The 26,600-nt window shown below is 74.1% G+C and carries 29 protein-coding genes; 14 read left to right on the top strand and 15 right to left on the bottom strand.

What is annotated here, in order from left to right; genetic code table 11:
• Nucleotides 1-41: 41 nt before the first annotated feature.
• Nucleotides 42-614, bottom strand: a complete 573-nt coding sequence (locus AC156L_RS32650) for a TetR/AcrR family transcriptional regulator (protein ID WP_330881997.1) — start codon at nucleotides 612-614, stop codon at nucleotides 42-44.
• Nucleotides 615-844: 230 nt separating this feature from the next.
• On the bottom strand, nucleotides 845-991 hold the full coding sequence (locus tag AC156L_RS32645; protein ID WP_330881999.1) for a hypothetical protein: 147 nt from the start codon (nucleotides 989-991) through the stop codon (nucleotides 845-847).
• 340 nt (nucleotides 992-1,331) lie between these two features.
• On the opposite strand from AC156L_RS32645, the gene AC156L_RS32640 reads away from it, so the two are divergent.
• From AC156L_RS32640 to AC156L_RS32620, 5 genes are read left to right on the top strand one after another with little or no spacing between them, the layout of a single operon-like run.
• Nucleotides 1,332-1,994 (top strand): TasA family protein, encoded by a 663-nt coding sequence (locus AC156L_RS32640; protein WP_330882001.1) that lies wholly within the window; start codon nucleotides 1,332-1,334, stop codon nucleotides 1,992-1,994.
• 25 nt (nucleotides 1,995-2,019) lie between these two features.
• On the top strand, nucleotides 2,020-2,568 hold the full coding sequence (locus AC156L_RS32635; protein WP_330882003.1) for a hypothetical protein: 549 nt from the start codon (nucleotides 2,020-2,022) through the stop codon (nucleotides 2,566-2,568).
• 8 nt (nucleotides 2,569-2,576) lie between these two features.
• Nucleotides 2,577-3,116 carry a signal peptidase I gene (locus AC156L_RS32630; protein ID WP_330882005.1) on the top strand — a complete coding sequence of 180 codons (540 nt, stop codon included), beginning with the start codon at nucleotides 2,577-2,579 and terminating at the stop codon, nucleotides 3,114-3,116.
• A gap of 50 nt (nucleotides 3,117-3,166) precedes the next feature.
• Entirely contained in the window at nucleotides 3,167-3,865 is a 699-nt protein-coding gene (locus AC156L_RS32625; RefSeq protein ID WP_330882007.1) for a response regulator transcription factor, read from the top strand.
• Complete coding sequence (locus AC156L_RS32620) at nucleotides 3,862-4,230, top strand: response regulator (RefSeq protein WP_330882009.1); 369 nt, start codon at nucleotides 3,862-3,864, stop codon at nucleotides 4,228-4,230. Before AC156L_RS32625 ends, AC156L_RS32620 begins: the two co-directional genes overlap by 4 nt.
• A 3-nt stretch (nucleotides 4,231-4,233) precedes the next feature.
• On the opposite strand, the gene AC156L_RS32615 is transcribed toward AC156L_RS32620, so the two are convergent.
• A complete protein-coding gene (locus AC156L_RS32615) occupies nucleotides 4,234-5,436 on the bottom strand; it encodes a GAF domain-containing sensor histidine kinase (protein WP_330882011.1) in 1,203 nt (400 codons plus the stop codon).
• A 464-nt stretch (nucleotides 5,437-5,900) separates the two neighbouring features.
• On the opposite strand from AC156L_RS32615, the gene AC156L_RS32610 reads away from it, so the two are divergent.
• The 3 genes from AC156L_RS32610 (at nucleotide 5,901) to AC156L_RS32600 (ending at nucleotide 9,405) form a co-directional block, all read left to right on the top strand.
• Entirely contained in the window at nucleotides 5,901-6,641 is a 741-nt protein-coding gene (locus AC156L_RS32610; RefSeq protein ID WP_330882013.1) for an HAD hydrolase-like protein, read from the top strand.
• Nucleotides 6,642-6,872: 231 nt separating this feature from the next.
• Nucleotides 6,873-8,306 (top strand): NucA/NucB deoxyribonuclease domain-containing protein, encoded by a 1,434-nt coding sequence (locus AC156L_RS32605; protein WP_330882015.1) that lies wholly within the window; start codon nucleotides 6,873-6,875, stop codon nucleotides 8,304-8,306.
• A gap of 61 nt (nucleotides 8,307-8,367) precedes the next feature.
• Nucleotides 8,368-9,405 carry a DUF6461 domain-containing protein gene (locus tag AC156L_RS32600; RefSeq protein WP_330882017.1) on the top strand — a complete coding sequence of 346 codons (1,038 nt, stop codon included), beginning with the start codon at nucleotides 8,368-8,370 and terminating at the stop codon, nucleotides 9,403-9,405.
• A 9-nt stretch (nucleotides 9,406-9,414) separates the two neighbouring features.
• Here the strand turns inward: AC156L_RS32600 and AC156L_RS32595 are convergent, their stop codons facing one another.
• The 4 genes from AC156L_RS32595 to AC156L_RS32580 all read right to left on the bottom strand — a co-directional run bounded on the left by AC156L_RS32595 (nucleotide 9,415) and on the right by AC156L_RS32580 (nucleotide 13,275).
• The gene (locus tag AC156L_RS32595) at nucleotides 9,415-10,038 is read right to left on the bottom strand and encodes a hypothetical protein (protein WP_330882019.1); all 624 of its coding nucleotides are present in this window, start codon (nucleotides 10,036-10,038) and stop codon (nucleotides 9,415-9,417) included.
• A gap of 55 nt (nucleotides 10,039-10,093) precedes the next feature.
• On the bottom strand, nucleotides 10,094-10,768 hold the full coding sequence (locus AC156L_RS32590; protein WP_330882021.1) for a response regulator transcription factor: 675 nt from the start codon (nucleotides 10,766-10,768) through the stop codon (nucleotides 10,094-10,096).
• A 54-nt stretch (nucleotides 10,769-10,822) separates the two neighbouring features.
• Nucleotides 10,823-12,730 (bottom strand): sensor histidine kinase, encoded by a 1,908-nt coding sequence (locus tag AC156L_RS32585; protein ID WP_330882023.1) that lies wholly within the window; start codon nucleotides 12,728-12,730, stop codon nucleotides 10,823-10,825.
• 89 nt (nucleotides 12,731-12,819) lie between these two features.
• Nucleotides 12,820-13,275 carry a hypothetical protein gene (locus AC156L_RS32580; RefSeq protein ID WP_330882025.1) on the bottom strand — a complete coding sequence of 152 codons (456 nt, stop codon included), beginning with the start codon at nucleotides 13,273-13,275 and terminating at the stop codon, nucleotides 12,820-12,822.
• A 265-nt stretch (nucleotides 13,276-13,540) separates the two neighbouring features.
• Here AC156L_RS32580 and AC156L_RS32575 point away from each other — a divergent pair, with 265 nt between their 5' ends.
• Complete coding sequence (locus AC156L_RS32575; protein WP_330882027.1) at nucleotides 13,541-13,954, top strand: cupin domain-containing protein; 414 nt, start codon at nucleotides 13,541-13,543, stop codon at nucleotides 13,952-13,954.
• A gap of 46 nt (nucleotides 13,955-14,000) precedes the next feature.
• Here AC156L_RS32575 and AC156L_RS32570 read toward each other — a convergent pair whose 3' ends face one another.
• Complete coding sequence (locus tag AC156L_RS32570; RefSeq protein WP_330882029.1) at nucleotides 14,001-14,390, bottom strand: hypothetical protein; 390 nt, start codon at nucleotides 14,388-14,390, stop codon at nucleotides 14,001-14,003.
• A gap of 176 nt (nucleotides 14,391-14,566) precedes the next feature.
• On the opposite strand from AC156L_RS32570, the gene AC156L_RS32565 reads away from it, so the two are divergent.
• Nucleotides 14,567-15,364, top strand: coding sequence for an ion transporter (locus tag AC156L_RS32565; protein ID WP_330882031.1), 798 nt, complete (start codon nucleotides 14,567-14,569; stop codon nucleotides 15,362-15,364).
• 629 nt (nucleotides 15,365-15,993) lie between these two features.
• Here AC156L_RS32565 and AC156L_RS32560 read toward each other — a convergent pair.
• Nucleotides 15,994-16,725 (bottom strand): ANTAR domain-containing response regulator, encoded by a 732-nt coding sequence (locus AC156L_RS32560; RefSeq protein WP_330882035.1) that lies wholly within the window; start codon nucleotides 16,723-16,725, stop codon nucleotides 15,994-15,996.
• Nucleotides 16,726-16,783: 58 nt separating this feature from the next.
• On the opposite strand from AC156L_RS32560, the gene AC156L_RS32555 reads away from it, so the two are divergent.
• Genes AC156L_RS32555 through AC156L_RS32545 form a run of 3 tightly spaced genes read left to right on the top strand, consistent with a single transcriptional unit; the run spans nucleotide 16,784 to nucleotide 19,672 of the window.
• Complete coding sequence (locus tag AC156L_RS32555; protein ID WP_330882037.1) at nucleotides 16,784-17,449, top strand: response regulator transcription factor; 666 nt, start codon at nucleotides 16,784-16,786, stop codon at nucleotides 17,447-17,449.
• Complete coding sequence (locus tag AC156L_RS32550; protein WP_330882039.1) at nucleotides 17,442-18,794, top strand: sensor histidine kinase; 1,353 nt, start codon at nucleotides 17,442-17,444, stop codon at nucleotides 18,792-18,794. Before AC156L_RS32555 ends, AC156L_RS32550 begins: the two co-directional genes overlap by 8 nt.
• Nucleotides 18,791-19,672 (top strand): TAXI family TRAP transporter solute-binding subunit, encoded by an 882-nt coding sequence (locus AC156L_RS32545; protein WP_330882041.1) that lies wholly within the window; start codon nucleotides 18,791-18,793, stop codon nucleotides 19,670-19,672. Before AC156L_RS32550 ends, AC156L_RS32545 begins: the two co-directional genes overlap by 4 nt.
• Nucleotides 19,673-19,813: 141 nt before the next feature.
• Here AC156L_RS32545 and AC156L_RS32540 read toward each other — a convergent pair whose 3' ends face one another.
• From AC156L_RS32540 to AC156L_RS32515, 6 genes are all read right to left on the bottom strand, one after another.
• A complete protein-coding gene (locus tag AC156L_RS32540; protein ID WP_330882043.1) occupies nucleotides 19,814-20,416 on the bottom strand; it encodes a proteophosphoglycan 5 in 603 nt (200 codons plus the stop codon).
• A 70-nt stretch (nucleotides 20,417-20,486) separates the two neighbouring features.
• The gene (locus AC156L_RS32535) at nucleotides 20,487-21,461 is read right to left on the bottom strand and encodes a VWA domain-containing protein (RefSeq protein WP_330882045.1); all 975 of its coding nucleotides are present in this window, start codon (nucleotides 21,459-21,461) and stop codon (nucleotides 20,487-20,489) included.
• Nucleotides 21,461-22,357, bottom strand: a complete 897-nt coding sequence (locus AC156L_RS32530; RefSeq protein WP_330882065.1) for a DUF58 domain-containing protein — start codon at nucleotides 22,355-22,357, stop codon at nucleotides 21,461-21,463. The genes AC156L_RS32535 and AC156L_RS32530 overlap by 1 nt, the downstream gene beginning before the upstream one ends.
• Nucleotides 22,358-22,401: 44 nt before the next feature.
• Nucleotides 22,402-23,481, bottom strand: a complete 1,080-nt coding sequence (locus tag AC156L_RS32525; protein ID WP_330882047.1) for an AAA family ATPase — start codon at nucleotides 23,479-23,481, stop codon at nucleotides 22,402-22,404.
• Nucleotides 23,482-23,526: 45 nt separating this feature from the next.
• Nucleotides 23,527-24,096 (bottom strand): molybdenum cofactor guanylyltransferase, encoded by a 570-nt coding sequence (gene mobA, locus AC156L_RS32520; protein WP_330882048.1) that lies wholly within the window; start codon nucleotides 24,094-24,096, stop codon nucleotides 23,527-23,529.
• Between the two features lie 10 nt (nucleotides 24,097-24,106).
• Nucleotides 24,107-25,213: an ROK family transcriptional regulator gene (locus tag AC156L_RS32515; protein WP_330882050.1), complete on the bottom strand. Its 1,107-nt coding sequence runs from the start codon at nucleotides 25,211-25,213 to the stop codon at nucleotides 24,107-24,109.
• Nucleotides 25,214-25,294: 81 nt separating this feature from the next.
• Between AC156L_RS32515 and AC156L_RS32510 the strand changes: the two genes are divergently transcribed.
• Nucleotides 25,295-26,593: a DUF1479 domain-containing protein gene (locus AC156L_RS32510; protein ID WP_330882052.1), complete on the top strand. Its 1,299-nt coding sequence runs from the start codon at nucleotides 25,295-25,297 to the stop codon at nucleotides 26,591-26,593.
• Nucleotides 26,594-26,600 lie beyond the last annotated feature (7 nt).

Below are 26,600 nucleotides of genomic sequence, written 5' to 3'. Positions count from 1 at the left end.
AGGCTGCTGCCGGACCGTCCGACCCCACCAGGGGGCCGGGATCAGCGCTCCGCGGGCCCCGGCGCCAGGATGCTCGGCATCAGCGCCACGCTCTCGACGAAGGCGCTGGTGTCGCCCAGCACCCTGGCCAGCACCAGCGCACCCTCGATGCGGAGGAACGCGTCCCTGGCCGCGCGCACCGCCTCGTCCGGCGCGCGCCCCGCGCGCCGCGACGCGTCGGCCATCACGTCGATCCAGGTCTTCGCGAGCGCCCTCGCCTGGTCGCGGACCTTCTCCGGCGCGCCCGCCAGCGTCATCGTGTCCAGCACGCACGACAGCGCACCGGCGCCGTAGAAGTCACCGAGCCTGCGCGCGGTCTCGTCCATCCCCCGCGCGAGGTCCTCGTCCTCGCCCATCGGTCGCAGGATCCACCGGAACCGCCGCCCGACCTCGGCCAGGACCGCCTCCGCCATGCCCTCCTTGCCGTCGGGGTAGCGGTGGTAGAGGCTCGCCCGCCGCAACCCCGAGGCCGCCGACAGGTCGCCGATCGCGGTGCCGTCGAACCCCTTGTCCCGGAACACCGCGATGAGCGCGTCCAGCAGTTCGGCCTCGTCGATGGAAGGTGGTCGCGCCATCCCCCCACATTACCGAACATTCAGTCAAGAGGGACCACGTGGTCGAGGAGTGCCGCGCGCTCGTCACGGACGTCCCCGCCGTCCGCGGGGTCGTCAGAGGGGTACCCGGCTCGACCGCGCCCACCCGACGTCCACAGGGGACAGGGGACGCCGTGGTCCACAGTGGAGCCGAACGGTCGGCCGCGGTCGGGTCGGTGTCGTCGACGGCGACCCGGCCGCGGCGGTCGGGATCAGCCCCCGATCGAGTACGCGTAGAGGTGCCAGCCGTCCGACTGCGTGTACTGGCACCGGGTGCGCACGTCGCTGCTGGCCCACGCGTCAGCGGCCACGAGGCACTGCGCCTCCGTGGGGTAGCTGCCGATGAAGACCCAGGGCACCGCTGACGCGGTACCCGCGGTGGCGCCGAACACGATGGCCGCGGATGCGGTGAGAATGGCGAGTCGCCCCAATGCCCTGTTCACCCCGGCACCGTCTCATGATCGAGTTCGACGTGTCGGAGCTTCGCCGGGATTCGGCGGCGAGATCACCGGATAGGGGGATCACCCCGTGAGGGAGCGGTACTCGGAGTTGTCCGGCCTCGGTCCACCGTCCACAGGCGACCGCGGCGGCGGGAACTTGACGGGAGCTTGAGGAACGGCGGAGGGAGGCCAGAGGTCCGCCGTCGATCCTCGCTCCACCGCACCGCGACAGGCGGTGCACACCGGACAAGGACGCGCCATGCCGAACCACGCCCTCCCCGTTCCCCACCGCCGCCGCTCCCCCTGGCGGCCGATCGCGCTCGCCGCGATCGCGGTGTCCGCCGTCGTCGCGGTCGGCGGCGGCGTCTGGGCCACCCTGAGCGCGACGACGGCCAACGGGACGCCCGAGCAGGTGACCACCGGCACGCTGAAGCTGGCGATGGCGGCCAACGGCTCCGGGTTCGACCAGGCCATCGCCAACATGGCCCCCGGTGACGTGGTCAACCGGTACGTCGACCTCACCAGCGGCGGCACGCTGGACGCCCAGGCGCTGACGCTCCAGGTGGCGGCGACCGGCTCGGCGGGCCTGGTCACCGACGGCGCCACCACGAGGGCGCTGCGCGTCACCGTGCGGCAGTGCGCGAACGGCACGTGGACCCCCGCGACCGGCCTGTGCGGCGGAAGCGCGACGACGCTGCTGGGCCCGGTCCCGCTGAGCACGCTGGCGAGCGCGCAGTCGCTGATCCCCGGCGTGGTCGCCGCGGGCGCCGTGCAGCGCCTCCAGATCTCGGTGCAGCTGCCCGACCAGACCGAGACCACGGTCAACGGGGTCCTGCCCGCCGCGACGATCCAGGGGCTGACCGCGAACCTGACCTACACCTTCGCCGAGACCCAGCGCACGGCCACCACCACCAACTCCTGATCCACGACTCCCAGGGAGAAGGCCGATGTCGAAGCGGGTCGCGGCGGTGGTCGGGACGGCGGTCGCGCTGGTCGCGGCCGTCCCCGCCACCGCCACCGCGGGGGCGGGCGCCGCGAGCGCCGGTCCCCCCGTCGGCGCCACCAGCCTCTCCTGGTCGGCCGTGCTGGTCGACGGCTCGGGGGTCGCCCAGACCGGCAGGCCCCTCACCGCGGGGTGGGCGGTGATCGGCGACCGCGCACCGCGGTTCGGCAGCGTCCGCAACACCGGCACGGCGGCGCTGACCGGCCAGACCTACACCGCGTCGGTCAACGGCCTGCTGGCGAGCCCGGTGCGGGTGGACGCGTGCGTCGGCGCCGCGTGGAACACCACCGCGAACACCTGCGCCGGGACGGTGACCACCCTGGTCACCTCCGCCGCGGGGACCGGATCGCCCGCCACGGCCCTCGCGGTCGGCGGTCAGCTCGGCATCCGGATCAGCCTCACCGGGGCCCTCAGCGGCACCACCAACGCCACCGTCGGCGTCTCCGTCGCCAACGGCGCGCACGTCCGCGCCGCCACCACCACCAACTCCTAGGGGAACCCATGCCCGCAGCCCACGCCGCGACCCGCTCCACGGCCGCGCGCACGTCGTCGCGGCTCCCCCGACGCCTCCCCGGTGCCGTCCTCGCGGTGCTCGCGCTGGCCGCGGTCGCCTGCGCGGTGCTCGTGGTCGGCTTCCGGGTCGGCTTCGCGCCGGTGCTCTCGCCGAGCATGTCCCCCGCGTTCGACCCCGGAGCCCTGCTCGCCACCCGTCCGATCGACGCTCGATCGGTTGAAGTCGGCGACGTCGTGGTGCTGCCCCGGCCGGACGCCCCCGGTGAGCGGTTCGCGCACCGGGTCGTCGAGGTGGACCTGTCCCGCGGCGAGCCGCTGCTGCGCACCAAGGGCGACAACAACACCGACGTCGACCCCCAGCGGCTGCGCATCACCTCGGCGACCGTGCCCGTCGTGCTCGGCGACGTGCCCTGGATCGGCCGGGTCGCGCTGCTCGGACGGCACGCCCCGGTCGAGGTGGCGCTGATCGCGTTCGCGGGCCTCTGCGTGCTCGTGGCGGCGAAGCGCGCGCTGCGGGACCGGAGGTGACCGGTTCTCCGGCCCTGCCGGGGCCGAGCGGTCTGGGCACAATCCAGCCCATGACGAGGGTACTGGTCGTGGAGGACACCGAGAGCATCCGCGAGATCGTCGAGATGGCGTTGACCGAGGCCTGCTTCGACGTGCGCACCGCGGGCGACGGCCACGGCGCGCTGCTGGAGCTGCGCGCCTGGCGGCCCGACGTGGTGGTGCTGGACCTCAACATCCCCGGCCCGAGCGGGCTGGAGGTGTGCTCGCGGCTGCGCGACTTCTCCCACGCCTACGTGCTGATGCTGACGGCCAGGGCGGACGAGGTCGACAAGCTCGTCGGGCTCTCCGCCGGGGCCGACGACTACCTGACCAAGCCCTTCTCGCCGCGCGAGCTCGTGGCCAGGATCCAGGCCATGCTGCGCAGGCCGAAGGCGCTGGGCGACGCCCCGGCCGCACCGCTCCCGACCGAGCGGGTCGTCGGACCGGTGCGGATCGACGTGGCGGCGCACGAGGTCACCGTGGACGGGGCGCACGTGGCGCTCACCCGGCTGGAGTTCGCGCTGCTGGACCTGCTGACCGAGAACGTGCGCCTGGTGCGCACCCGCGACCAGCTCCGGCAGCGCGCCTGGGGCGAGCCGTGGCTCGCCGACGACCACGCGGTGGACGTGCACCTGTCCAACCTGCGGCGCAAGCTCGCGAGCGCGGGCGCGACCGGGTTCATCGCCACCGTGCGCGGCGTCGGCTACCGGGTGAACCGGGACGCGCGATGAGGACCCTGCTGGTCGTGGACGACGACCCCGACGTGCTGGAGGTGCTCAGCCTGTCGCTGGGCTTCCGGGACGAGTGGCTGGTGGAGACGGCGAGCGGCGGGGAGGAGGCGCTGCGCCGGTGCCTGGCCGGAGGGGTCGACGCGGTGCTGCTGGACGTGGAGATGCCGGGGCTGGACGGTCGCCGCACCCTGCGCGCGCTGCGGGAGGCCGTGCGGTTCGGCTCGCTCCCGGTCGTGTTCATCACCGCCGCCCCGGACCTGGAGGATGAGCTGCGAGGGCTGGGCGCGCTGGCCGTGCTGCGCAAGCCGTTCGACCCGCTGCGGATCGCCGACGACCTGGCCGCCCTGCTGGACTGGGTGGCCTGAGGCCTACCACCAGGGCCGGTCGGTGGCGGGTCCGGCCACCGGCAGCACCACGGTGAACGTGCTGCCCTCCCCCACCGTCGAGCGGACCGCGACGCTGCCGCCGTGGGCCTCGGCGATGCCTCGGGTGATCGACAGCCCGAGCCCGACCCCGCGTGCGCTCGCCCCTTCGAGCTGCACGAACGGATCGAAGATGCGGTCGACGTCGTGCCGCGGCACCCCCGGTCCCCGATCCCGGACCGCCACCTCGACGCGGTCGCCCGCGCGGGCGCAGCTCACCAGGACGGTGCTGCCCGCCGGCGCGAACTCCACCGCGTTGGCCAGCAGGTTCGTGAACACCTGCACCAGCTTGTCGAGGTCGCCCCGCACGGGGCACGCCGCGCAGTCCGCCTCCAGCGACACGCCGGTCCGGTCGGCAACGCCCTCGACGGCGTGCACCGCGTTCTCGACCGCCTCGGCCACGTCCACGTCGGCCAGCGTCAGCCGCAGCCCGCTCTGCAACCGCGTCAGGTCCAGCACGTCGTTGGACAGCCGGATGAGCCGGTCGGTGTTCTTCGCCGCGATCGACACCAGCCGCGCCGCGCGCTGGTCGAGCGTGCCGAACCGGCCCGACCCCACCAGCTCCAGCGACCCGTGGATCGAGGTCAGCGGGGTGCGCAGCTCGTGGCTGATCACCGAGATGAACTCGGCGCGCACGTCCCGCGCCAGCGCGCGGTCCCGCTCGGCCGCCGCCACGGCGTACTCCACCTCGACCCAGCTCCCGAGGTCGCGCAGCCGCTGCCGGTCCTCGACGCCCAGCTCGCGGGGCCGCCGGTCGATCAGGCACAGCGTGCCCACCCGGTGCCCCGACGGGCCCCTGACCGGCTGGCCCGCGTAGAACCGGATGTGCGGCGGGCCCAGCACCACGGGGTTGTCGGCGAAGCGCGCGTCGCACGTGGCGTCCGGGACCTCCATCAGGTCCGCGCTCTCGATCGCCCTGGAGCAGAACGACTCGCTGCGCGGCCCCTCGCGGGTGTCCATGCCCTGGCTCGACTTGAACCACTGCCGGTCGAGGTCCACCAGCGACACCAGCACGATCGGCACGTCGAACACGTGCTGGGCGAACCTGGTGATCCGGTCGAACCGCTCCTCGGCGGGCGTGTCGAGCAGCTTCAGCGACCGCACGGCGGCCAAGCGCTCCAACTCCGCGTCCCACGCCGTTCTGGCCACGCGCACCTCCCGGATCACGTTCGGTCGCGGCCCCGATGCTCGCGGACAGGTCGCGGGCGCGCTCACGCCATCGTGGGGCAGCCGAGGGAGAACGGACCGCAAACCACACGTTCGTATGACATCACGACGTCCATCGAGACCCAGGGTCACCGAGCGGGCCGGGACCGATCAGGCGGGACGCGGTCGAGAACGCGAGGACCGGTCCACTGTGGATCTTCCGCGCGGACCCGCCCGGCAGGGACGTCGCCGCGGTGCGGGCCCGCTCACCACGAGGGCGGTCCGCGGCGGGAAGCGCTGCCGCTGCTCGCGCGAGGTCCTCCCGGTGTTCGTCGTGGTGGGAACGCTGGTGAGCGCGCGGCGCTGGAACGATCCCCCGACCGCCGGACCGGGGCGGAGCGGACTCCACCCCCACGACCGCCCGGTTCACGACATCCTGGTCCTCCGACCGATCGGAGGGGGACGTCGTGGGTGCTGGAGACCTGCTCGTGGAACGCGATCACGTGCTGGTGGCGTTGGACGGTCCGGTGGCCGAGGAGCTGCCGGTGCGGTCGGTGGCCGAACGGCTGCGGGTGCTGCTGGCCGAGGACCGGTTGCCGCGCCGGGTGCTGCGGACCGGGGACCCGTACGCGGTGCTCGCGCACGCGGGGTCGATCGGGCCCGCCACCAGGCGGGCGGTGTACGCGCAGTGGCGGCGGATCGAGCACGGGGCGGTGGCCGCGGCACGGGTCGCGGCCGGGGTGCGCGAGGCCTTCGCCGCGGTGGCCGCGGCCGGGGGTCGGATCACCGTGGTCGGCGCGCTGGACGTCGAGGCGATCCGGGCGTTCCTCGTGCTGCACGGGCTGGACGAGCACGTGCGGCACGTGGTCGGCCGGGTCGAGTCGGACCACGCCGGTCCGCCGCCCGTGTCGGACCTGATCAGCTCGGCGGTGCACAGCGGTGCCGTGCCGAAGGGGTCGTGCGTGTTCGTCGGGAGCACGGGCGCCGACCTCGCCGCCGCGCGCGCGGCGGGCGTCGACTCCCTCCGCCACCACCGCGCCGCCGCCGAGCCCGAACCGGTGGCGCGCCCGAACCCGTGGTTCGCGGCGCTGCGCCCGACGGGCGGGCGACGTCCCGGAGCACCGTCCACAGTGGACGATTTCCTGCCACCGCGCCGTTCCTCGGGTTACCCGACCGGAGTATTGCGACCGGGCGAACGGGATCGATAGGTTTTGAGCGCGTTATCGATGGGGGTGGAACCGGGGGGTTCGGCACCGCGGGGTTGTCCGCACAGGGTGTCCTCTTCTTTCTCGACCACGTGACGGCTGACGTTCGGGCACCTCGTGCCCTCGGCAGGCTCGGGTGGTGGCGCAGCGCGCGTATCGGTCGCCGTCGACCCGTCGGAGCGCCGCCGCGCGCGGGGTGCGCGCGGCGCCGTTGTTCCGCGATGTGGGGGAAACGTGTCGAGAACACTGAGAAGAAGGGCACTGGTCGTTCTCACGGGGGTGGCGCTGCTCTGCGGGGGGCTCGTCGCGCCGGGGGCGTCGGCGGGCGGTCCACTGGTCAGACCGGCGCAGGTCACGTCGTCCGCGGTGCTGGACGAGGCCGAGGGCAGGGCGACGCCGGTGCCGCCGGTGAGGCTGGGTGGCGTCGCGACCCGCTCGGAGGGCTGTTCACCGGCCGCGCTGGCGGCGGCGGCCGAGTCGGCTGAGCCCGTGGGCGCCGAGTACGGCGCGGAGCACGTCGGCGCGAAGGCCGTGTCGTGCGCCGTCGTGACGGAGAGGGGCACGCCCTCGGCGGCGCGGGACGGCGCGCTCGCCTCGGCGCGCGCGGCCGGGCCGACGGCGCGGGACTACCTCGAACCACCGGACTGGTGCTTCGACCACGCCTTCGACGGGTGGTGGGGCACCCGCACGGAGATGTGCAGCATCGCCGACGGGCTGGTCAACCTGTGGCTGTACCAGAACGGCGTGCCGGTGCGGCTGCTCGGGCAGGCGCAGTGGTTGGAGATCAACTTCGCGTACACCAGCGCGGACCTGGACACGTGGGCGCACCAGATCCGCGTGGAGAAGTACTGGGGCACCGCGGCGGGCAACGGCGCGGCGACCGTGTCGGGCTTCTCGACGTGCGGCGGGGAGTGCAAGCAGGACACCGACACCGGCCTGCGTCCCGGCAACTTCGCCACCGACGTCGCCAACGACGGGGAGGCGTACAACACCTCGACGTCCAGCGAGCTGGGCGAGGTCGGGCTCGCCGAGGGGCAGTGGGAGTACTGGCTGACCTACGCCGGGTTCCCGCCGACGAACAGCCTGTACGTCGACCTGCCGACCGTGCGGTGCGACAACGCCATCGGGGACAACGAGAACAACTCCGGCGATCCGGCGTTCGCCGTCGCGGCGGCGGGCGCGGGCTGCGTCTTCCTCGGCATCCTGCCGGTGATGGTCTACTCGAAGACCGGCTTCTACCCGACGCTGGCCACGCACATCGAGGCCGCCCAGCAGAGCGGGCTGCCGGGGGCGTACCCGAACGGCGCCGTGCTCAACCGCATCACGAACGCGACGGACAAGGCGAGCAACGGCCGCACCGCCTGCCCGGCGGGGTGGGCGCGACCGCAGGGCAGGTCGTGCGACGAGTACCCGTTCCGCTCGACGAAGCAGGGGGCGTCGACCCAGACGCCCAAGGGCACCGCGCGCACGTTCGCGCCGCCGAACACCGCCTGGTGCCACATGGACACCGCCTGGGGCGTTCCGACCGGTGTCACCGGTCCCACCGGCTGGTCGTCCTGCATGATCGACGCCACGGACAACCGCAACGGCGGGGCCGCGCTCGGCGCGTTCTACTCGTCCAAGCGCGTGCTGGACGGTGATCCGTACCTGGTGTGGATCCAGCCCTGATCGAGACGGGCCGCCGGGTTCCGCCGGGACCCGGCGGCCCGTTCGTGGAAAGGTCGTCACCATGCCGTCACCGGTCCCCGCGGTCGAGCACTACGCCGAGTTGCTGGCCTCCGGCGCCCTGCCGTCCGACGCGCTGTGCCTCACGGCGGTGCGCGGCCTGTCCACCGCCGAGGCCCTGGCCCGGTTCGACGCGGCCGGGACCACCCGGCCGACGACGCTCGCGGACGCGGGCGCGGCCACCACCAACGCCTTCCCCGACCAGCTGCCGCTCGTGGTGGTGAGCGAGCACGACGGCTGGGTCGTCCTGGTGGAGAACAACGGCTTCCGCGGCGCGGTCCCCCGCACGCTGGCCCGCCTGTCGGAGGGCTCGGTCGCCGCCAGCGCCTACTGGAACGTCGACTTCGACAGCGCGCTCGCCCTGGCGCGGGACGGCGCCGTCGTGGGGTCCTACGAGTTCACCATCGGCGGCGACCCGCCCCCTGGTCCGCTGGCGCCGCTGCTGGACGGTCTCGACTTCGAGGACGCGACCGTCCTGTGCGCGTCCGCGCTGGCGTTCGTCGAACGGGTCTCCGGCGTGCGGCTGGACGCCGACTGGGCCGCGGCGGCGCACCCGACCGCCGTCGTCGACCCCGCCGGACCGGCGGCCCCGGCGGGCTGGCTGGCCGTGAACGCGCCCGAGGTGTCCGCCGCCCTGCCGGGGGCCGACCCGGCCGTGCTGCGCGACCTGGCCTCCGAGGTGGCGGCACGGGCCCGCGCCGCCACCGGCGCCGACCCGGCGTCGGAGCACGAGCGGGCCGACGACCTGGCCGCCCTCTCCCGCGCGGCCTACCACCGGGCCCTGGAGCTGCGCTGGGACCGGTGCACGCCGCCCGACGAGGTGGACCCGATCGCGCGCCTGCGAGCCGAGCAGGTCCGCAGGCGCGCCGACACGACCGAGGAGCACGCCCTGGTGGCCCGCTCCCACGCCTACGCCGCCGCCATGGCCGCCCTCGCGCCGAACCCGGCCGACGCGGTGGCGGAGGCCGTCGTGCACGCCTGCTGGGCCGACCGCCCGAACTGGGACTCCCTGCGCGCGGCGCTGGCCGCCCGCCTCACCTGACCGACCGCGTCAGCTCGGCAGGGGGTGCGGCCAGGCGCGCGGCTCGTCGGGGACGTGCACCCAGCCCTGGCGCGGCACGGACCCGATCCGGACGTTCACCAGCGGCGCGTACGACGGCACCGCGATGCCGTCGTAGCCGTGGTGCACCACCGACCAGTAGAGGTCGTCGGACACCACGAGGACCAGCGGCGCGCTGGTCTCCCGCAGCGCGAGCTTCAGCCGGGGCGCGTCGAGCAGCCTGCACGCGACGTCCAGCAGCTCGCCGAACTGGCCGTGCTCGTCGAAGTGCACCTCGCCCGCGTGCACCACCGCCCGCAGCCGGACGGCCAGGTTCGGGAACTGCTCGTTGTGGCGGCGGAGCGCGCCGCTCAGCTCGGGCACGACCGATTCGAGCAGCAGCGTCTTCGGAACCCGGTCGGACGGTCGGATGAGGACGATCACGCCGTCCCCGAGGTCCACCAACCGGTCGATGTCGTCGCCGTGCACCCCGTGCGCGGCCAGGGATTCCGCGACCGCCTGGTGCACCACCCCGCGCAGCACCGACTTCTCCCGGTTGCTGCGGCTCGTCGAGCCCTCCATGTCGACCCCGATCGCGATGCGGTAGACGGGGTGCCGCGTGTGTGCGTTGACCATGGGGCAACGTTCTCGTTCCCGCCTTCCCAGGAACAAGCGGTGCCTCGTCCCGGATTCACGGGTGCCCGCCGTCGGCCGTGAAGCCGATCTCCCTCGCCTTCTCGACGACCCCGTCGCGGTCGGCGACCTGGAGCTTGTGCTGGACCTCCAGCACCCGGTTGGCCACGGTCTTGGGCGATATCCTCAGTTTCGCGGCGATCTGCGGGTTCGTCAGCCCTCCGACCATCAGCTCCAGCATGCGGCCCTCGGCGCCGGTGAGGCGGAACGGCAGGCGGCCGAGCGGGCGCGGCTGCTGGACGACGAGGGCCCTGCCGACGAGCGGGTCCAGCACCATCTTGCCCTCGGCGACCGTGCGCACCGCCTGCACGATCTCCTTCTCCTCCTTGCGCAGGTAGCCGAGCGCCCCGGCCGCGAGCGCGGCCCGGACGTGCTCCGGCTCCTCGTGCATGGACAGCACGAGGACCCTCGTCTCCGGAACCCGCTCGACGATCCGGCGGATCACGTCCGGCCCGCAGAACTGCGCGGACACGCCCGCGGCGGGCGGGATCCTGAGGTCGACCAGCACCACGTCGGGGCGTTCCCGCTCCGCGAGGGCGACGGCGTCCTCACCGGTCGCGCACTCGCCGACCACGTGGACGTCCCCCGCGTCCTCGAACTCGTCGCGCAGGCCCCTGAGGTAGATCGGGTGATCGTCAACGACCAGGACCCGGTATCCGGTGGTGTGCGTCATGGTGCGCTCCCAGTGCGGTGACACGGCGGCAGGGGTTCCGGCACCACGGGCTGGTCAGGTCCGTCCGAACGGGATGCGCGCCGTGATGCGGGTACCGGGGGACGACGGTTCGACGTGGAACTCCCCGCCGAGATCCTGGCAGCGTTCCTCCATGGATTCCAGTCCCACTCCCGGAACCGGATCGTCCGGCATCCCCCTGCCGTCGTCGGCGACGACCACGTCGAGGCCGCACGCGGTGCCCACCACGTCGACGCGGCAGTTCGAGGCCTCGGCGTGGCGGACGACGTTCGTCAGCGCCTCGCTGATCACGAGGTAGGCGGCCAGTTCCACCTCGGCCGGGACGTCGTCGAACCGGCCGGTGGCGACGACCCGCACGGCCGTCTCGCCGTCGAAGCGCTCGGCCAGGCGGTGCAGGGCGTGCTCCAGCCCCAGCCGCAGGTCGAGGACGTGGGTGGAGCGGACCACCTCCCGCACCGTCCCGGTCAGCGTTTCGAGGTCGGCGGCGGCGTCGCTGAGCCGTCTTCGGGCCTTCCCGTCGTCGTCGCTCATCGCCCTGAGCACGCCCTTCACCTGCTTGTGGATGCCCGCGACGCTGGGACCGATGATGTCGTGCAGGTCGTTGCCGATCCGGTGCAGCTCCTGCCTGCGCCGCTGCTCGAACCGGGCGTCGGCCGCGCGCAGCGCCAGCGCGAGCCGCGCCGCGTGCACGGCGGGGGCGGCCTGGACCGCCATGTGCTCCAGCAGGCGGCGGTCCCGCGGTCCGAGCTTCTCGTCCCCCGCCCGCTCCTCGGCCACGAGCACCCCGACCCGCTGCTCGCCGTGCCACAGGTCCACCTGGAGCCGGTCCCACCCGCACGAGCGCCCGTGGACGCCCGACCGCGCGGAGTCCGCGCTCAGCTGGACCTCGACGTAGGGCAGCCTCAGCGACCGGCCGACCGACGCGGCGAGCGCGGGCAGCAGCTCGTGCGGGCGGCGCGGTTCCGCCAGCGTGCGGCTCAGGGCGACCATCGCGCGGTACGGGTCGGAGCGGTCGCCGTAGAGCCACCGCTCCAGCGCGCGGCGCAGCTTCTGGTGCAGCGGACCGAGAGCGGCCACGACCACGACGGTGGCGATCACGGTCGGGTAGGCGGGCACGCGCGCGGTGGTGACCAGCACGACGGCCGTGTACGCGCAGACGAGCAGCGCCCCGAGCAGCCCGTAGAGCAGCGTGCGGTGGATGACCAGCTCGATGTCGTAGAGGTCGTGGCGGACGATCGCGACCGCCAGCGCCGCAGGGAACGCCGCCGCGGCCGCCAGCCAGGCGCCCCAGGCGGAGCCGAACAGCAGTTCCAGACCCAGCGTCGGGACGAGCACCAGCGTGCCCACCAGCGCCCACCCCACCACGAACCGGTGCGTCCCCCGCGCCCCGCGCCACCGCACGACCAGCGAGGCCACGGCCGCCGCCAGCGCGGCCCCGAACGCGGCGAACCCGGTGATCGCCAGCCCGACCGCGACACCGCGCCGAGCGGTGCCGCTGGAGACCTGCCGCCAGAACGCGGCCGGTTCGGCCCACGAGGCCCACCCGAGCCCGACCAGCGGCAGCACCACTCCGACGCCCGCGACGGCGACGGCCGCCCACCACCAGCGGCCGGGCGGCCGTCCGGTGGGGAACAGCAGCAGCACCACCGGCAGCGCCGCGTACGTGGGCCACCACACCCAGGTGCCGACCCACGCCGCCCACCGCTCGTCCGGCCACGCCCCGGCCCCCGCCGCGACGGCGCCGCACACGCCCGTCACGAGCAGCGTCCAGCCCACGGCGTTGCGCCGCGCGTGGGCCACGATCCGCTCGCCCAGCAGGCAGTACACGACCGCGATGAACCAGTTGTGCGGGTGCTCGGGCGCGGTGGAGGTGATCGCGTGCACCACCACCGCGCCCGCCACGAGCGCGAACGCCCCCGCCGCGAGCAGCCGGGAACCGAGCACGGCCCCGCTGTCCCTCCGAGTTCCCGCCGTCGACCCCGATAACATGCGCCCCCCTCGTGGGAATCCGCGAACACCGCCCCCGCGGTGGTTCAGGACGTGCCGTTGAGCCAGTGCCAGAAGTTGTGGCACGGAGATCCCTCGTCGTTCGTCTCGGCGGTCCCGTAGGCCAGCTCCACCGACCCGGCCAGCCCACCGCCGGTCAGGGTGACGGCCGCGCCCGCCGCCGCGGCCGGGTGCGGGTGCCGGTGCACGCCGTCGGCGGTGCGCCCACCCGCCTGCTTCCAGCGGTCGAGGGCTTGGCGCAGGGTCGCCAGGTCCGGCAGCAGCCCCGGCCCGACCAGTCCCCCGTAGGTCGCCTCGAACCAGCTCAGCCCCGCCCGCACCCGGTCCGCGTCGAACGGCGCGCCGACGACGTGGGAGCTGGGGAAGTGCGGGTTGCCGGTCGGGGCCGCCGCCGCGTAGGCGACGAACGCCTCGTGCCACTGCGCGAGGTCGCCGAGGACGGGGTGCGACAGCTGACCTCGGTCTTCGGTGGGTGCGGACATTCGGTCTTCCTCCGGTCTGCAGGTGTGGTCGTGGTCGAGCCTCCCGATCCCGGTGTCACGGGAACCAGAGGTCGTGTTCCCGAATTTCCGGGTGGGTGCCCGCGCCCCGCCTCCGCGGCGGGACCGATCGCCGTCGTGCCTGTGCAGTCTCTGGAACCACGGGCGTCCGACAAGGTCATATGACTCAGACGGGCGCGCGGCTGTCACAGCCGTGGCCGCTGTCCGGTCTTCCCCGCGAGAGCACCCACCACCGCTGGAGGACCCCGTGACCGACACCGAACCGCGATCGACCGCCTGGCAGACGGCGCTGACCTCGTTGCAGGAGGTGGAGATCCCGTTCATCCCGGACGGTGCCCACGGCATGACGGTGGTGGTCGAGTTCCCGCCGGGCGACCCCGGTTCACCGCCCCACCGGCACTCCGGTCCGGCGTTCGGCTACGTGCTGGAGGGCGAGATGCTCTTCGAGCTGGAGGGCGAGCCCGCGCGGGTGCTGCGCGCCGGGGACGCGTTCTGGGAGCCGGGCGGCGACGTCGTCCACTACCAGGACGGCAACAACCTCGCCGACGCGCCGCTGCGCTTCACCGTGACGATGCTGTGCGCTCCCGGCGAGCCCATGTTCACGCTCGTCGACGACGAGGAACTGGCGCGGCGCGAGCACCTCCGCGCTCGGACCGCGTGATGATCGGCGCGGAGGTCCCCTTCGGACCGGACCTCCGCGCCGGGTGTCACCGCGCGAGCGCGGCCCTCACCTTCGCGACCACCGCGCTCTCCTCGGCGGCGACCTGGCCGTCGGCCTCGGCGACCTCGCGGCAGATGGCCACGACGGCGGCGGGGAACGCCTCGGCCTCGGCGGGCGCCTTGGCCGCGAGGATCTCGACGGACCGCCGCAGCGCGAGGAGCACGCCGTCCTCCACGTCGGCCACCGACCCCACGGGCAGGACGGGCTTCCCGGCCCGCAGCACCTCGCGGAGCGCGGGCGACAGGTGGGCCACCGCCCTGGCGCCCGCGTGGCTCTCCTGGTCGAGCGAACCGGGAGCGGCCGTGGACACCAGGACCATCGCCCCGAACACGGCCGTGCGGAACGTCCGGCCTTCCTCTTCCGTGTACTCAGTCATGCCACCACCCTAGGGACGCCCGACGCCCCGCCGTCCGCCCGCTCCCACCGGGACACACCGCGAAGCCGAGCCGTGCTCGCCTGTTATCGTCCGCAATGGACAAACCCGAGGCGCACAACCCTTGTCACCCAATGGAGTTAGCGCCGAGGCGAGGACGGAACCTGTCAGGAGCTCCCATGTCGGTGCGCGACCGCGTAGGCCACGTCGTGGAAGGCGCGCGGTTCCAGCGGGTGATCATCGCGGTCATCGTCGTGAACGCGGTGACCCTGGGCTGCGAGACCTCCCCGTCGCTGGTGGCCGAGCACGGCGCGTTCCTCACCGCGGTGGACCGCGTCGCCCTCGGCGTCTTCGTGGCCGAGCTGGCGGCCCGCCTCTACGCCCACGGGCCGGGGTTCTTCAGGGACCCGTGGAACTGCTTCGACTTCCTGGTCGTCGGCGTGTCCCTGCTGCCCGCCGCGGGGGCGCTGGCGGTGATCCGCTCGCTCCGCATCCTCCGCGCGCTGCGCCTGGTGTCGATGGTCCCGAGCATGCGCCGCGTCATCTCGGCGCTGGTGAAGTCCGTGCCCGGCCTGGTTTCCCTGTCCGGCCTGCTGGTGCTGCTCCTCTACGTCGGCGGCGTGGTGGCCAGCAACCTGTTCCAGCCCACCGGCGACCCGAGGTTCAGCGACCTGGGCGCGACCGTGCTGACCCTGTTCCAGATCACCACGGGCGACGGCTGGTCGGACATGATGCGGGACCTCATGCCCGCCCAACCCCTCGCCTGGGTCTTCTTCGTCTGCTACCTGCTGGTCGGCACGTTCACGATGCTCAACCTGTTCATCGCGGTGGTGTGCAGCGCGATGGAGTCCGAGATCGGGGCCCAGCCGACCGTGCCCGCGCCGCGCGAGGCCCCGGACGAGGTGCTGGCGGAGATCCGGGCCCTGCGCGAGGAGGTGCGGGCGCTGCGGCTCCAGTCCGTCGGCGACCCCGACTGATCCACCTCCGCCCCCGCCGCGGCAGGAACCGCCGCTCGGCGTCGGCGGTCACCAGCTCCAGCGCCTCCCGGCAGGCGGTCACCGCCTCGGCGTCGGCGGTCACCAGCACCAGCGCCTCCCGGTGGGCGGTCGCCTCCTCGGCCCGCGACCCCAAGCGCCGCACCAGGTCCGCGCGCGTCACCGCCGGCAGGTGGTGGCCCTCCAACCCACCCGACGACTCCACCGCCCGCACGAGCACCAGCCCCGCGGCGGGCCCGTCGGCCATCACCACGGCCCGGTTCAGCTCCACGACGGGTGAGGGCACCAGCCGCGCCGGCCTCCCGCACAGGCGGATCTTCCTCTTGGCGCGCACCAGCCGCTGCGCCATCGTCGCCTCGGGCACCAGGACCGCCCCCGCGATCCCCGCCGCCTCGTCGAGGTCGGCGCCCTCCCTGGCGCAGATCAGCGGCATGTGGCGCGTGGCGCACCTCCGGTGTTCGTCGTGTCGGTGACCCGACGAACGGGAGCACCCGAGATCGACGGCGTGGCACGACGAGTTCTCGACACCACCGGGGAACACCCGCGCCCCGACCTGCCGCGCCGAACCCCGAAACAGGGGTTCGCGCAGCTCAGCGGCCCTGGTCGAGCACCTACCCCGACTTCTCCCGCAGCGACAGCAGGAGTCTTCGCGCCACCTCGACCAGCTTCGTGTTCGTCACCTGCGACTCCTCCACGAGCCGCTGGAACGCCACGTCGGGCTCGATGCCGTGCACGGCCATCAGCGCGCCCTTGGCCTGGTCGATCTCGGCGCGGGAGACGAGCGCCTTGGTCAGGTTCGCGATGATCTGGCGTGAGCGCGCCGAGCGGCGGGCCGCGGTGATGGCGCCGGAGGCCGCGGTGGTGAAGAGGCGGAGCAGGGCCTCGTCGTACGGGTCGAAGGCCTCGTCGGTGTAGCCGTAGACGTTGAGCGAGCCGAGGACGTCGTCGCCGACCGCGAGGGGCGCGGAGAGGTAGGCGCGGACGCCCGCGTCGGTGGCCGCGTCGGCGAACGCGGGCCAGCGTTCGAGGGTCTCGCCGACCACCACGCGCACCGGGGTGAGGGTGCGGGCGGCCTCCAGGCACGGGCCGTTGCCCGAGGCGTACTGCTCGGCGTCGATGCGGATGACGTCGTCGCTGGTGGACGCGACCGTCCTGGCGTCGTCGCCGTCGATGACGGTGATGCTGACCGCTCCCGCGTCGGCGGTGACCCGCACGGCGGCTTCGGCGAGCCCCTTCAGGGCCTCCTCGATGGGCTCTTCCCCGGCCAGCACTCCCTGGAGGTCTTCCAGGGCCGCGCTGGCCTCGTCGAGTCGGGCCGCCGACTCCACTTCGTCGATGCTCACCCCAGCATTGTCCACACCCCGGAAGCGATACTGAACCACCACACGCGGGAGGAGCACTGTGCGGGTACTGCTCGTCGAGGACGACGACGGGGTGGCCGACGCCCTGGTGGAGGCGCTCGGGGCGAACGGCCACGAGCCGAAGCGGGTCGGGCGGGGCGCGGACGCGTTGACGGCGCACCGCGACTTCGACCTGCTGCTGCTCGACCTGGGCCTGCCGGACACCGACGGGCTGGAGGTGCTGCGGAAGGTCCGCCGCGTGGCCGACATCCCGATCGTGGTGCTCACGGCGCGGGGTGACGAGCGGACGATCGTGCGCGGGTTGCGGCTCGGCGCGGACGACTACCTGGTCAAACCGGTCCGGCTGGCGGAGCTGCTGGCGCGGATGGACGCGGTGGCGCGGCGGTCGGCCGCTCGGGCCGCGCCCGGCGGCCGGGTGGTGCGGTGCGGCGACGTGGAGATCGACCTGGACGCGCGGCGCGTGCTCGTGGCGGGCGAGGAGGTCGCGTTGACGACGAAGGAGTTCGAGGTGCTGGCCGTGCTGGCGGGCCGTCCCGGCACGGCGGTCAGCAGGCAGCAGCTCATGGACGAGGTGTGGGGTGACGCGTACCTCGCGGTGTCGCGGACGCTGGACGTGCACCTCACGCAGCTGCGGGCGAAGCTCGACCGGCCCGGTGTGCTGACCACGATCCGCGGGTTCGGCTACCGGTTGAGCGCGGATGCGTAGGCGGCTGCTGGTCGTTCTGCTGCTGTTCTCGGCCACGGCCGTCACGGCGTTCGCGCTGCCGCTGCTGTCGAGCACGGCGGCCGAGCGCACCCAGCGGTTCACGATCAGCCGCACGGCCGACGTGGACCGGTTCGCGGCGCTCGCGACGGGCGACCGGGAGGCGCTGACCGCCGAGATCACCGCCTACACCGCGCTGTACGACGAACCGGTGCTGGTCATCGACGTGCAGCGGCGGGTCGTGGCCCGCTCCGGCGACCTCTCCCCCGACGACCCGGCGCTGGCCGCGGCGGTGGACGCCGCGCTGCGCAACCAGCCCGCCGCGCCGGTCCCGACCGTCCGGCCGTGGTCGGGAGGGCCGGTCGTGTTCGCCCGGCCGGTGGGCACCGGGACGAGCGTCGCCGGTGTCGTCGTGCTGCGCGCGTCGACCGAGCGGGCGGCGGCCGACGTGGCGGTCGGCTGGGCGTGGGTGCTCGCGGGCGCGCTGGCCGCCGCGCTGGGGTGCGTGCTGCTGGCGCTGGTGGTGTCGCGGTGGCTGCTGCGGCCGCTCGCGGAACTGGAGGGCGGTGTGCGGGCGGTGGCGGCCGGGCAGCAGCGGGCGCACGTGCCGGGGAGCAGCGGCCCGAAGGAGCTGCGGGCGCTGTCCGAGTCGTTCAACCGCATGTCCGACGCCGTGAGCGAGGCCGCCGACCAGCAGCGCAGGCTGATCGCCGACACCTCGCACCAGTTGCGCAACCCGCTGGCCGCGCTGCGGCTGCGGATGGACGTCCTGTCCGCTCAGGTCGGCCCGGACGGCACCTACCGCGCGGCCGTGGCCGAGGTCGAGCGGCTGGAGTCCCTGCTGGACGGCCTGCTGGCGCTGGCCACCGCCGAGAGCACCGCGACCGAGGCGGCGGCCGGTGGCCGGGAGCCCGCGCTGGCCGACCTGGGCGCCGTGGTGGCGGACCGCGCGGACTTCTGGTCGGCGGAGGCCGAGGTGCCGACCGGGCTCGCGATCCTGGTCCGCTGGCCGGAGTCCGACGTCGCGCAGGTCCTGGACGTGCTGCTGGACAACGCGACCAAGTACGGCGGTGGCGGCCGGGTGTCGATCGGCGCGGACCGGGCGGGCGGCACGGCCTGGCTGGAGGTGGTCGACCACGGCCCCGGTCTGTCCGCCGAGGACCTCCCGCTCGCCACGACCCGGTTCTGGCGCGGCGACACCGGCGGCGCGAAGCCCCGCGGCACCGGCCTCGGTCTGGCCATCGCGGACCGCGTGGCCACCGCGCGGGGCGGTGCGCTGGTGCTGTCGCCGGTCGACCCGCACGGCCTGCGCGCCCGCCTCACCCTCCCCCTGGAGCCGCCGCTGTGAAGCGCCGGACCTTCCTGCTGGGCGCGCTGGCCGTCACGGCCTGCGGCACCACCGCGCCGACGGCCGACCTGACCCTCGCGGCCGGGGAACAGGGCGGCCTCTACCTCGACTTCGCCACGCTGCTCGCCCGCCAGCTCGGGCCGACCGTGCGCGTCACACCCCGCGTCACGGCGGGCAGCCTGGAGAACCTGTCGCTGCTGCGCGACCGGCGGGCCGACCTCGGGCTCACGCTGGCCGACACCGCCACGGGCACCGACCTGCGCGCGCTCGGCCGCGTCTACGAGAACTACTTCCAGCTCGTCGTCCGCGCCGACGACCCGGCCCGCTCGGCGCGCGACCTGGCGGGCCGACCGCTGTCGCTCGGCGCTCGCGGCTCGGGCGCCAGCGTGTTCGGCGACCGGCTCGTCGCGGAGGCGGAGCTGGGCGAGCGCGTCGACCACCTGCCGCTCGCGGAGGCCGCGCAAGCGTTGGCGGACCGCCGGATCGACGCGTTCCTGTGGTCCGGCGGCGTCCCCACGCCGACGGTGTCCACATTGGACGACCGGATCCCGATCCGCCTGCTCCCGCTCTCCGATCTGCTGCCCTCCCTCCGCGACCGCTACGGCCGCGCCTACGAACCCGTCTCCGTTCCCGCGGGCGTCTACCGCGCCCCCGCCGAGGTCCCCACGGTGGGCGTCGCCAACCTGCTCGTCTGCCGCCCGGACCTGCCGGACGACATCGCGGGAGCCGTGACCCGCGTGCTGGTCGAGCGCGCCGCCGCACTGGTGCCCGAGCAGGCACTGGGCACCCAGTTCCTGGACGCCCGCAGCCTCATCGGCACCACGGACGTCCCGCTGCACCCCGGAGCCGCCGCCGCCTACCGCGACCTGCACGGGTAGACGGGCGGGGACGCCCGGTTCGCGACTCCCGAACCACCCGAGCCCACCCACACCGACGCAGGACCACAGCGATCCACGGCGACGGGCTCGTCGGTGCCCGCCACCGACGAGCACGACGCGGGCGAGCAGCACCGGACGGCCCTAGTCGAGGAACCTCCGTGCGGCCACCACCCCCGCCGCCGCGTCCTTCGAGGGGCCGACGACGCCCGCCACCTGCTCCTCCGTGGCAGCGGCGCCCGCGGCGATCAGGCCGCTGACCGCCGCGTCGTCCTCGGGTCTCCCGGTGAACGCCGCGATCAGGGCGCGGCACCTCTCGTCGGACACCGCGGGCGGCGCGACCGACGTGAAGCCGTCGGCCAGGTCGTAGTCGGCCCGCTGCCACCCGCCGTCCTCGTAGCCGTAGACGAACCCGATCCAGCGCCCCGGCTCCTCCGTCGCCCGCACCGGCTCACCCCACCAGTCGGGCGCGCCGTCGAGCAGGTCGGTCTCGTCCTCGCCGAAGTACTCGGCGGCCTGGCCGTAGTAGGTGTCGGAGTACTCGTGGTCGTGGCCGAGCAGCACCGCCCGGTCTCCGTCGAGCCGGTGCAGCTCCACCCAGTTGCCGCCACCGTCGTCGTAGTACCACCGGCCGCCGTCGGCGTGGGAGCTGTCGCCGTACCCCAGCGCCGCGACGACCGCCGAGTGCGCGGCCCACCTCGCGCGCATGTCCCGCGGGCTGGGCAGGTCGACCGGAACCAGTGCCACGTGCTTCTCCTCGTCGTCGGATCGGGCAACACGGCTCATGCTGCCGAACGGGTCCGACAATTTCCGGGGGCTACGGCAGGCGCTGGCTGAACACGAGGGCTCCCGCCGCCGACAGCATGGCCAGGATCGTGCCCAGCACGAGCCACGGCTTGCTGGCGTCGGCCTGCTTCTTCTCGAAGCCGATCTGCTCGCCGAGCGTGTCGTACACGCGGCGCAGCTCCTCGGCGCTGGCGGCCTTGAAGAACTCACCGCCCGACAGCTTGGCGATCTCCTTCATCGAGTCGTCGTCCACCGGCACGTCCTGGCGGCGGCCCTCGATCTCGACCACGCCCTCCTCGGTGCCGAAGGAGATCGTGGAGATCGGGATGCCCGCGGTCTTGGCGTCCTCGGCCGCGTCGAACGCCTTGCGCGTGCCGACCGTCTCCTTGCCGTCCGTCATCAGCACGATGCGGGCGGGCGGCGGGCCGTCCGCGCCGCCGACGACCTTGCCGAACGAGTCGATGGCGGCCATGGCGGCGACGATCGCGTCACCGGTCGCGGTCGACTGCGCCAGCTTCAGGTCGCCGATGCTCTGGCTGACGGCGTCGCGGTCGGTGGTCGGCGCGACGAGCACGGTGGCCGAGCCCGCGAACGAGATCAGGCCCAGGTTGATGCCGGGGGTGAGGCCCTCGGCGAACGACTTCGCGGCCACCTGGGCGGCCTCCAGGCGGGACGGCTGGATGTCGGTGGCCTTCATCGACAGCGACACGTCGATCACCAGCATGACGGTGGCGCGGTTGCGCGGCACCTTCTGCTCGGCGGTCGGCCCGGCCAGCGCGACCGTCAGCAGCAGGAACGCGACCAGCAGGAACGCGGCGGGGACGTGGCGGTACCAGCCCTCGCGCTTCGGGGCGACCCTCTCCAGCAGTTCCAGGTTGGCGAAGCGCAGCATCCGCCTGCGGCGCACCCGCTGGAGCACGACGTAGACGCCCGCGAGCGCGGCGACCGCGATCGTGAGCAGGAACCACCAGGGAGTCGCGAACCCACCCAAGCTGAGCCCGAACATCAGGCGACTCCTCCAGACCAGCGGCGCTTGCGGGCGACGACGAAGCGGACGACGTCGGCGATCCAGTCCGAGTCGGTGCGCAGCACGAGGTGGCCCGCCCCCGCCTGGCGCAGACCGGAGGCCACGTCGGCGCGGTGCTCCGCGGCGGCGGCGGCGAACTCGCGGCGCAGCAGCGGCGACGCGGTGACCTCGCGCTGCCGTCCCGTCTCCGGGTCGGCGAGCACGACCGTGCCCACCTCGGGCAGGTCGATGTCACGGGGGTCGACGACCTCGATCGCGACCAGGTCGTGCCGGGCGGACAGGGCGCGCAGCGGGCGCTGCCAGCCGGTGTCGCCCAGGAAGTCCGAGACCACCACGACGAGACCGCGGCGGCGCGGCGGGCGGCGAAGCTGCTCGACAACCCCGGCCAGGTCTCCCCTGGTGCCCTCGGGCGCGCGGGGCGTCTCCGCGACGCGGCGGACCAGGCCGCGGGCGTGCGCGAGACCGCCTCGGGCCGGCACGCGCACGAGCGTGTCGCCGGTCGACACGAGCGCGCCGATCCGGTTGCCGCCGCCCCTGGTGAGGTGCGCGACGGCGGCCGTGGCGGCGATGGCCAGGTCGCGCTTCTCGCAGACGGCGGTGCCGAAGTCGAGGCTGGGCGACAGGTCGATCGCCATCCACGTCTCCAGCTCGCGGTCGGCGACCGTCTCGCGGATGTGCGGGACGGTGGTGCGCGCGGTGACGGCCCAGTCCATCCGGCGCACGTCGTCGCCGGGCTGGTAGGTGCGCGCCTCACCCGGTTCGGAGCCGGGGCCGGGCACGAAACCCAGGTGGTTGCCCTGGAGCAACCCGTCGAGCCTGCGGCGCACCTCCAGTTCGAGGGTGCGCAGGGCGGCCTCCATGCGGCCGCCGTGCATCACCGGCGGCGCCCAGGACGGGCGCTCGCCGGCCTTCTCGGCGCTCACGGCCTGCCGGCCATCCCGGCCTGCGCGACCGGCTGGCCGGTGGGCGGCTGCGGCCGGGCGGACACCTGCGGCAGCGGCACGGTCTGGAGGACGCGCGTGATGATGTGGTCGAGCGGCACGCCGTCGGCGAGCGCGTCGTAGGACAGCACGAGGCGGTGGCGCAGCACGTCCGGCACGACGTCGACGACGTCCTGCGGCAGCACGTAGTCGCGACCGCGGACCAGCGCGAGCGCGCGGGCGGCGGCGATGATGCCGAGGCTGGCACGGGGCGAGGCGCCGTAGGCGACCCAGCCCGCGACGTCGTCGAGCTGGTGCTCCTTGGGCGCGCGGGTCGCGATCACGACTCGGACGACGTAGTCGACCAGGGCGTGGTGCACGAACACGCGGGACGCGACGCCCTGGAGGCGCACCAGTTCCTCGGGGCTGAGCACCTGGCTCGGCACGGGCGCCTCGACGCCCATGCGGTAGACGATCTCGCGCTCCTCCTCGGCCGTGGGGTACTCGACCTGGATCTTGAACAGGAACCGGTCGCGCTGCGCTTCCGGGAGGGGGTAGACGCCCTCGTTCTCGATCGGGTTCTGGGTGGCGAGCACGAGGAACGGGTTCGGCATGGGGAACGTCCTGCCGCCGATGGACACGTGCCGCTCCGCCATCACCTCCAGCATCGCCGACTGCACCTTGGCGGGCGCGCGGTTGATCTCGTCCGCGAGGACGAAGTTCGCGACGACCGGGCCGAGCTCGACGTCGAACGTCTCGCTGCTCTGCCGGTAGATGCGCGTGCCGAGGATGTCCGCGGGCACGAGGTCGGGGGTGAACTGGACGCGCGAGAACGAGCCGCCGACGACCCTCGCGAAGGTCTCGACCGCGAGCGTCTTGGCGACACCGGGCACGCCTTCGAGGAGGAGGTGGCCCTTCGCGAGCAGGCCGACGAGCATCCGCTCGACCAGCCGGTCCTGCCCGACGATCACACGCTTGACCTCGAACACGGTCCGTTCGAGCAACTGGGCATCACGCGCGGGGGTGTTGGGCGTCGACTCGCCCACCGCACCCTCGGTACCCGGACCGGACTCGGTCACGTGTCAACCTCCTAGAAAACACACGGCACTGGCGGTTTCGCGAGCCTAGTCAACCCGGTCACCGGTATGGCGCTTGTGAAGGGTGGACAGGTCCTCCGGCGTGTCCACGTCGTCCGCCTCGCCTGCCAGCGCGGGGACCTCGACGGGGGCGAGCGGGCGGAGCACGGACCGGAGCGGCAGCCCCCCGGGTTCCGCGGGCAGCGCCGCGCGGAGGGCGGACGTCCGCCACACCCCGGCGAGCCACTGGAGGTGCCCGTCGTCGACCAGGACCGCGCCGGACGCGTCGCCGACGGCGGCGCGCAGACGGTCCACAGTGGAGGCCGTGACCCCCGGCTGGTCGACCGCGAGGACGGCCACGAGGTCCACATCGGTCACGGCCGCCAACCCGGCGGCCAGTCCCGCCACCGGTCCCCCGCCGGGCGGGTCCTCCCGTGTCCACACGACACCGTCGGCGGCGCGCTCGGGCCCGACCACGACGACGGGCGCCGCGCCCGCGACGGCCGCGAGGGCGCGGTCGAGCAGCGTCGCGCCGCCGAGCACGACCCCGGCCTTGTCGACGCCGCCGAGCCTGCGCCCGGAGCCCCCGGCGAGCACGATCGCGGCCCAGTTCGTCATGCCCCCCACGCTAGGGCAGGGCGGTGACGGCCGTCCGCACGGCGTGGTCGAGCGCCAGGCGGACGGCGCCGTGCAGCGGGGCGAGGACGCCGAGCGTGCCGTGGTCGACCAGGGTGGGGCTGGGCGAGAGGGCGGCCATGGCCTCGCGGACCGGGGCGAGCAGGGTCGGGTGCGTGCCGACCGGGCCGCCGAGGAGGACCACCTCGGGGTCGACGACGGCCGTGACGGACGCGACGACGCGCGTGACGGCGGAGACCAGCACGGCCAGCGCCCTGCGGTCGTGCCCGTCCAGGGCCTCCAGCACCGCCGCGACGTCGTTGGAGGGGGCGTCGGAGCGGCCGAACCCGTCGGCCGCGAGTTCGGCGGCCAGCGTGCGGGGGCCGGAGCCGGGCAGGTAGCCGATCTCCCCCGCCAGGCCGTGCGCGCCGCGCACCAGCCGGTCGCCGAGGTAGAGGCCGAGGCCGAGGCCGGCGCCGACGTAGACGTAGGCGAAGCTCGACGCGCCGACGGAGCCCTGCTCGGCGAGCGCGGCGAGGTTCACGTCGTTGTCGACGAGCACGGGCGCGGTCACCAGGTCCGCGAGGACGGCGGACGGGCTCACCAGGCCCTCCGGGAACGGCGTGCCGGGCAGGGCGATGACCTCGTGCGTGGTCGGGTGGACCGGGTTCGCCAGGGAGACCGCGACGGCGCGCAGCGGGCCCGCCGGGGCCGTGGCGAGCGCCGAGGTGACGACGGCGCGCAGCGCGTCGACCAGCGCGCCGGTGTCGCCCGCGCCGCCGGGCGGCCGCTCGTGCCGGTGCCGCACGCGGCCCGCGAGGTCGGCCGACCACGACTGGACGCCGGACTGGTCGACCTCCACCGCGAGCACCCAGCCCGCCGCGGCGCCGAGTTCGTAGAACGTGCCGACCCGGCCGCGCCTGCCGGTCTCCTGCGGTCCGGTGGCCGCGAGCAGCCCGCCGCCGGTCAGCCGACGCACGGACTCGGAGACGGTGGGCTTGGAGAAGCCGGTCGCGGCGGCGAGTTCGGCCCTCGTCACGCGGTCACGGCCGACGACCTCGTCGAACAGCGCGCGGTCCGTGGCCGCGCGCAGGACCGACTGGGGCAACGCCCGTTCCACCCTTGCGCTCCCTCCGTCGGGGGGCCTACGGTAGGCGAATGTTCTAGTTAGGTCACCTTACCAAATACTCGGAGGTACCCCGTGACCACGGTTCCCTCGGACGTGCCAGCCGCCATCGCCGCGGTGAAGGCCCAGCTCCGCGCCCGGATCGGCGATGTCGAGAAGGCGTTCGCCCGCGCCGAGGAGCTGATGCGCGCGGAGGTCGCCGAGGTCGTGGCCCAGCGCGAGCGCGGCGAGCAGGTCTGGCCGGTGGTCCGCTTCGCCGACGTCGCCGCGGGCACCGTGCCCGCCGACGTCGTGGAGGCCGTCCGGCGGCGCGGGTGCGCCGTGGTGAAGGGCACCTTCCCGCGCGCACGGGCCGAGGCGTGGGACCGCGAACTGGTCGACTACCTCGACCGCAACGAGTTCGAGAAGACCTACGAGTACGTCGACGACGGCGTCTTCGGCGGACTGGCCGCGGGCAAGCCGTCCATCTTCCCGATCTACTGGTCCAAGCCCCAGATGGAGGCCCGCGAGGACGACGGCATGGTCGCCGTGCGCCGCTTCCTCAACGGCTTCTGGAAGCACGAATCGCTGGGCCGCACCTGGTTCGACCCCACCCGCGACACCGCCTACCCCGACCGCGTCCGCCGCCGCGCGCCCGGCGCGACCTCCGGCGGCCTGTCCCCGCACACCGACTCCGGTTCGGTCGAGCGCTGGCTGCTCCCCGCCTACCAGGACGTGTTCCGGCACGTCTTCGACGGCGACGTCGACGCCTACGACCCGTGGGACGGCGCCTACCGCACCGAGGTGCACGAGTTCGAGTCCACCGTGATGTGCTCGGCCTTCCGCACCTTCCAGGGCTGGACGGCGCTGTCGGACATGGAGCCGACGGAGGGCGTCCTGCACGTCGTCCCCATCCCGTCGGCGATGGCCTACCTCCTGCTGCGCGCGCTGCGGGACGACGTGGCCGACGACGACCTGTGCGGCGCGGCCAACGGCCAGGCCCTCCCGGTCGACGAGCGGTGGCACCCGGTCCTGCTGCCCGCCCTCACCCCGATCCCCGCCGTCGAACCCGGCGACACGGTCTGGTGGCACGGTGACGTGATCCACTCGGTCGGCGAGGTCACCGACCAGAAGGGCTGGGGCAACGTCATGTACATCCCGGCCAGCCCGCACTGCGAGAAGAACGCCGCCTACGCCGAGCGGTGCGGCCGGGCGTTCCTGGAGGGCAGGAGCCCCGGCGACTTCGCGGCCGAGGACTACGAGGTCGACTGGACGGGCAGGCCGACGGCCGCCGACCTGACCGAGACCGGCAGGCGCCAACTGGGCCTCGCCCAGTGCGGCGGTGACCGCGATCCCCACCGGGTTTCGCCCGGCTCAGGTGGGCCCTCGTCCTGACCGGCGC

The sequence above is a fragment of the Umezawaea sp. genome (assembly GCF_057122925.1).
Note: the sequence above shows the minus strand (reverse complement) of the source record. Positions and strands in the feature narration are given on the sequence as shown.

Coding starts and splice junctions, on each gene's coding strand:
- AC156L_RS32650 (WP_330881997.1), bottom strand. CDS start 614: ATGGCGCGACCACCTTCCATCGACGAGGCCGAACTGCTGGACGCGCTC.
- AC156L_RS32640 (WP_330882001.1), top strand. CDS start 1,332: ATGCCGAACCACGCCCTCCCCGTTCCCCACCGCCGCCGCTCCCCCTGG.
- AC156L_RS32635 (WP_330882003.1), top strand. CDS start 2,020: ATGTCGAAGCGGGTCGCGGCGGTGGTCGGGACGGCGGTCGCGCTGGTC.
- AC156L_RS32630 (WP_330882005.1), top strand. CDS start 2,577: ATGCCCGCAGCCCACGCCGCGACCCGCTCCACGGCCGCGCGCACGTCG.
- AC156L_RS32625 (WP_330882007.1), top strand. CDS start 3,167: ATGACGAGGGTACTGGTCGTGGAGGACACCGAGAGCATCCGCGAGATC.
- AC156L_RS32620 (WP_330882009.1), top strand. CDS start 3,862: ATGAGGACCCTGCTGGTCGTGGACGACGACCCCGACGTGCTGGAGGTG.
- AC156L_RS32600 (WP_330882017.1), top strand. CDS start 8,368: ATGCCGTCACCGGTCCCCGCGGTCGAGCACTACGCCGAGTTGCTGGCC.
- AC156L_RS32595 (WP_330882019.1), bottom strand. CDS start 10,038: ATGGTCAACGCACACACGCGGCACCCCGTCTACCGCATCGCGATCGGG.
- AC156L_RS32590 (WP_330882021.1), bottom strand. CDS start 10,768: ATGACGCACACCACCGGATACCGGGTCCTGGTCGTTGACGATCACCCG.
- AC156L_RS32580 (WP_330882025.1), bottom strand. CDS start 13,275: ATGTCCGCACCCACCGAAGACCGAGGTCAGCTGTCGCACCCCGTCCTC.
- AC156L_RS32570 (WP_330882029.1), bottom strand. CDS start 14,390: ATGACTGAGTACACGGAAGAGGAAGGCCGGACGTTCCGCACGGCCGTG.
- AC156L_RS32565 (WP_330882031.1), top strand. CDS start 14,567: ATGTCGGTGCGCGACCGCGTAGGCCACGTCGTGGAAGGCGCGCGGTTC.
- AC156L_RS32550 (WP_330882039.1), top strand. CDS start 17,442: ATGCGTAGGCGGCTGCTGGTCGTTCTGCTGCTGTTCTCGGCCACGGCC.
- AC156L_RS32535 (WP_330882045.1), bottom strand. CDS start 21,461: ATGTTCGGGCTCAGCTTGGGTGGGTTCGCGACTCCCTGGTGGTTCCTG.
- AC156L_RS32530 (WP_330882065.1), bottom strand. CDS start 22,357: ATGCACGGCGGCCGCATGGAGGCCGCCCTGCGCACCCTCGAACTGGAG.
- mobA (WP_330882048.1), bottom strand. CDS start 24,096: ATGACGAACTGGGCCGCGATCGTGCTCGCCGGGGGCTCCGGGCGCAGG.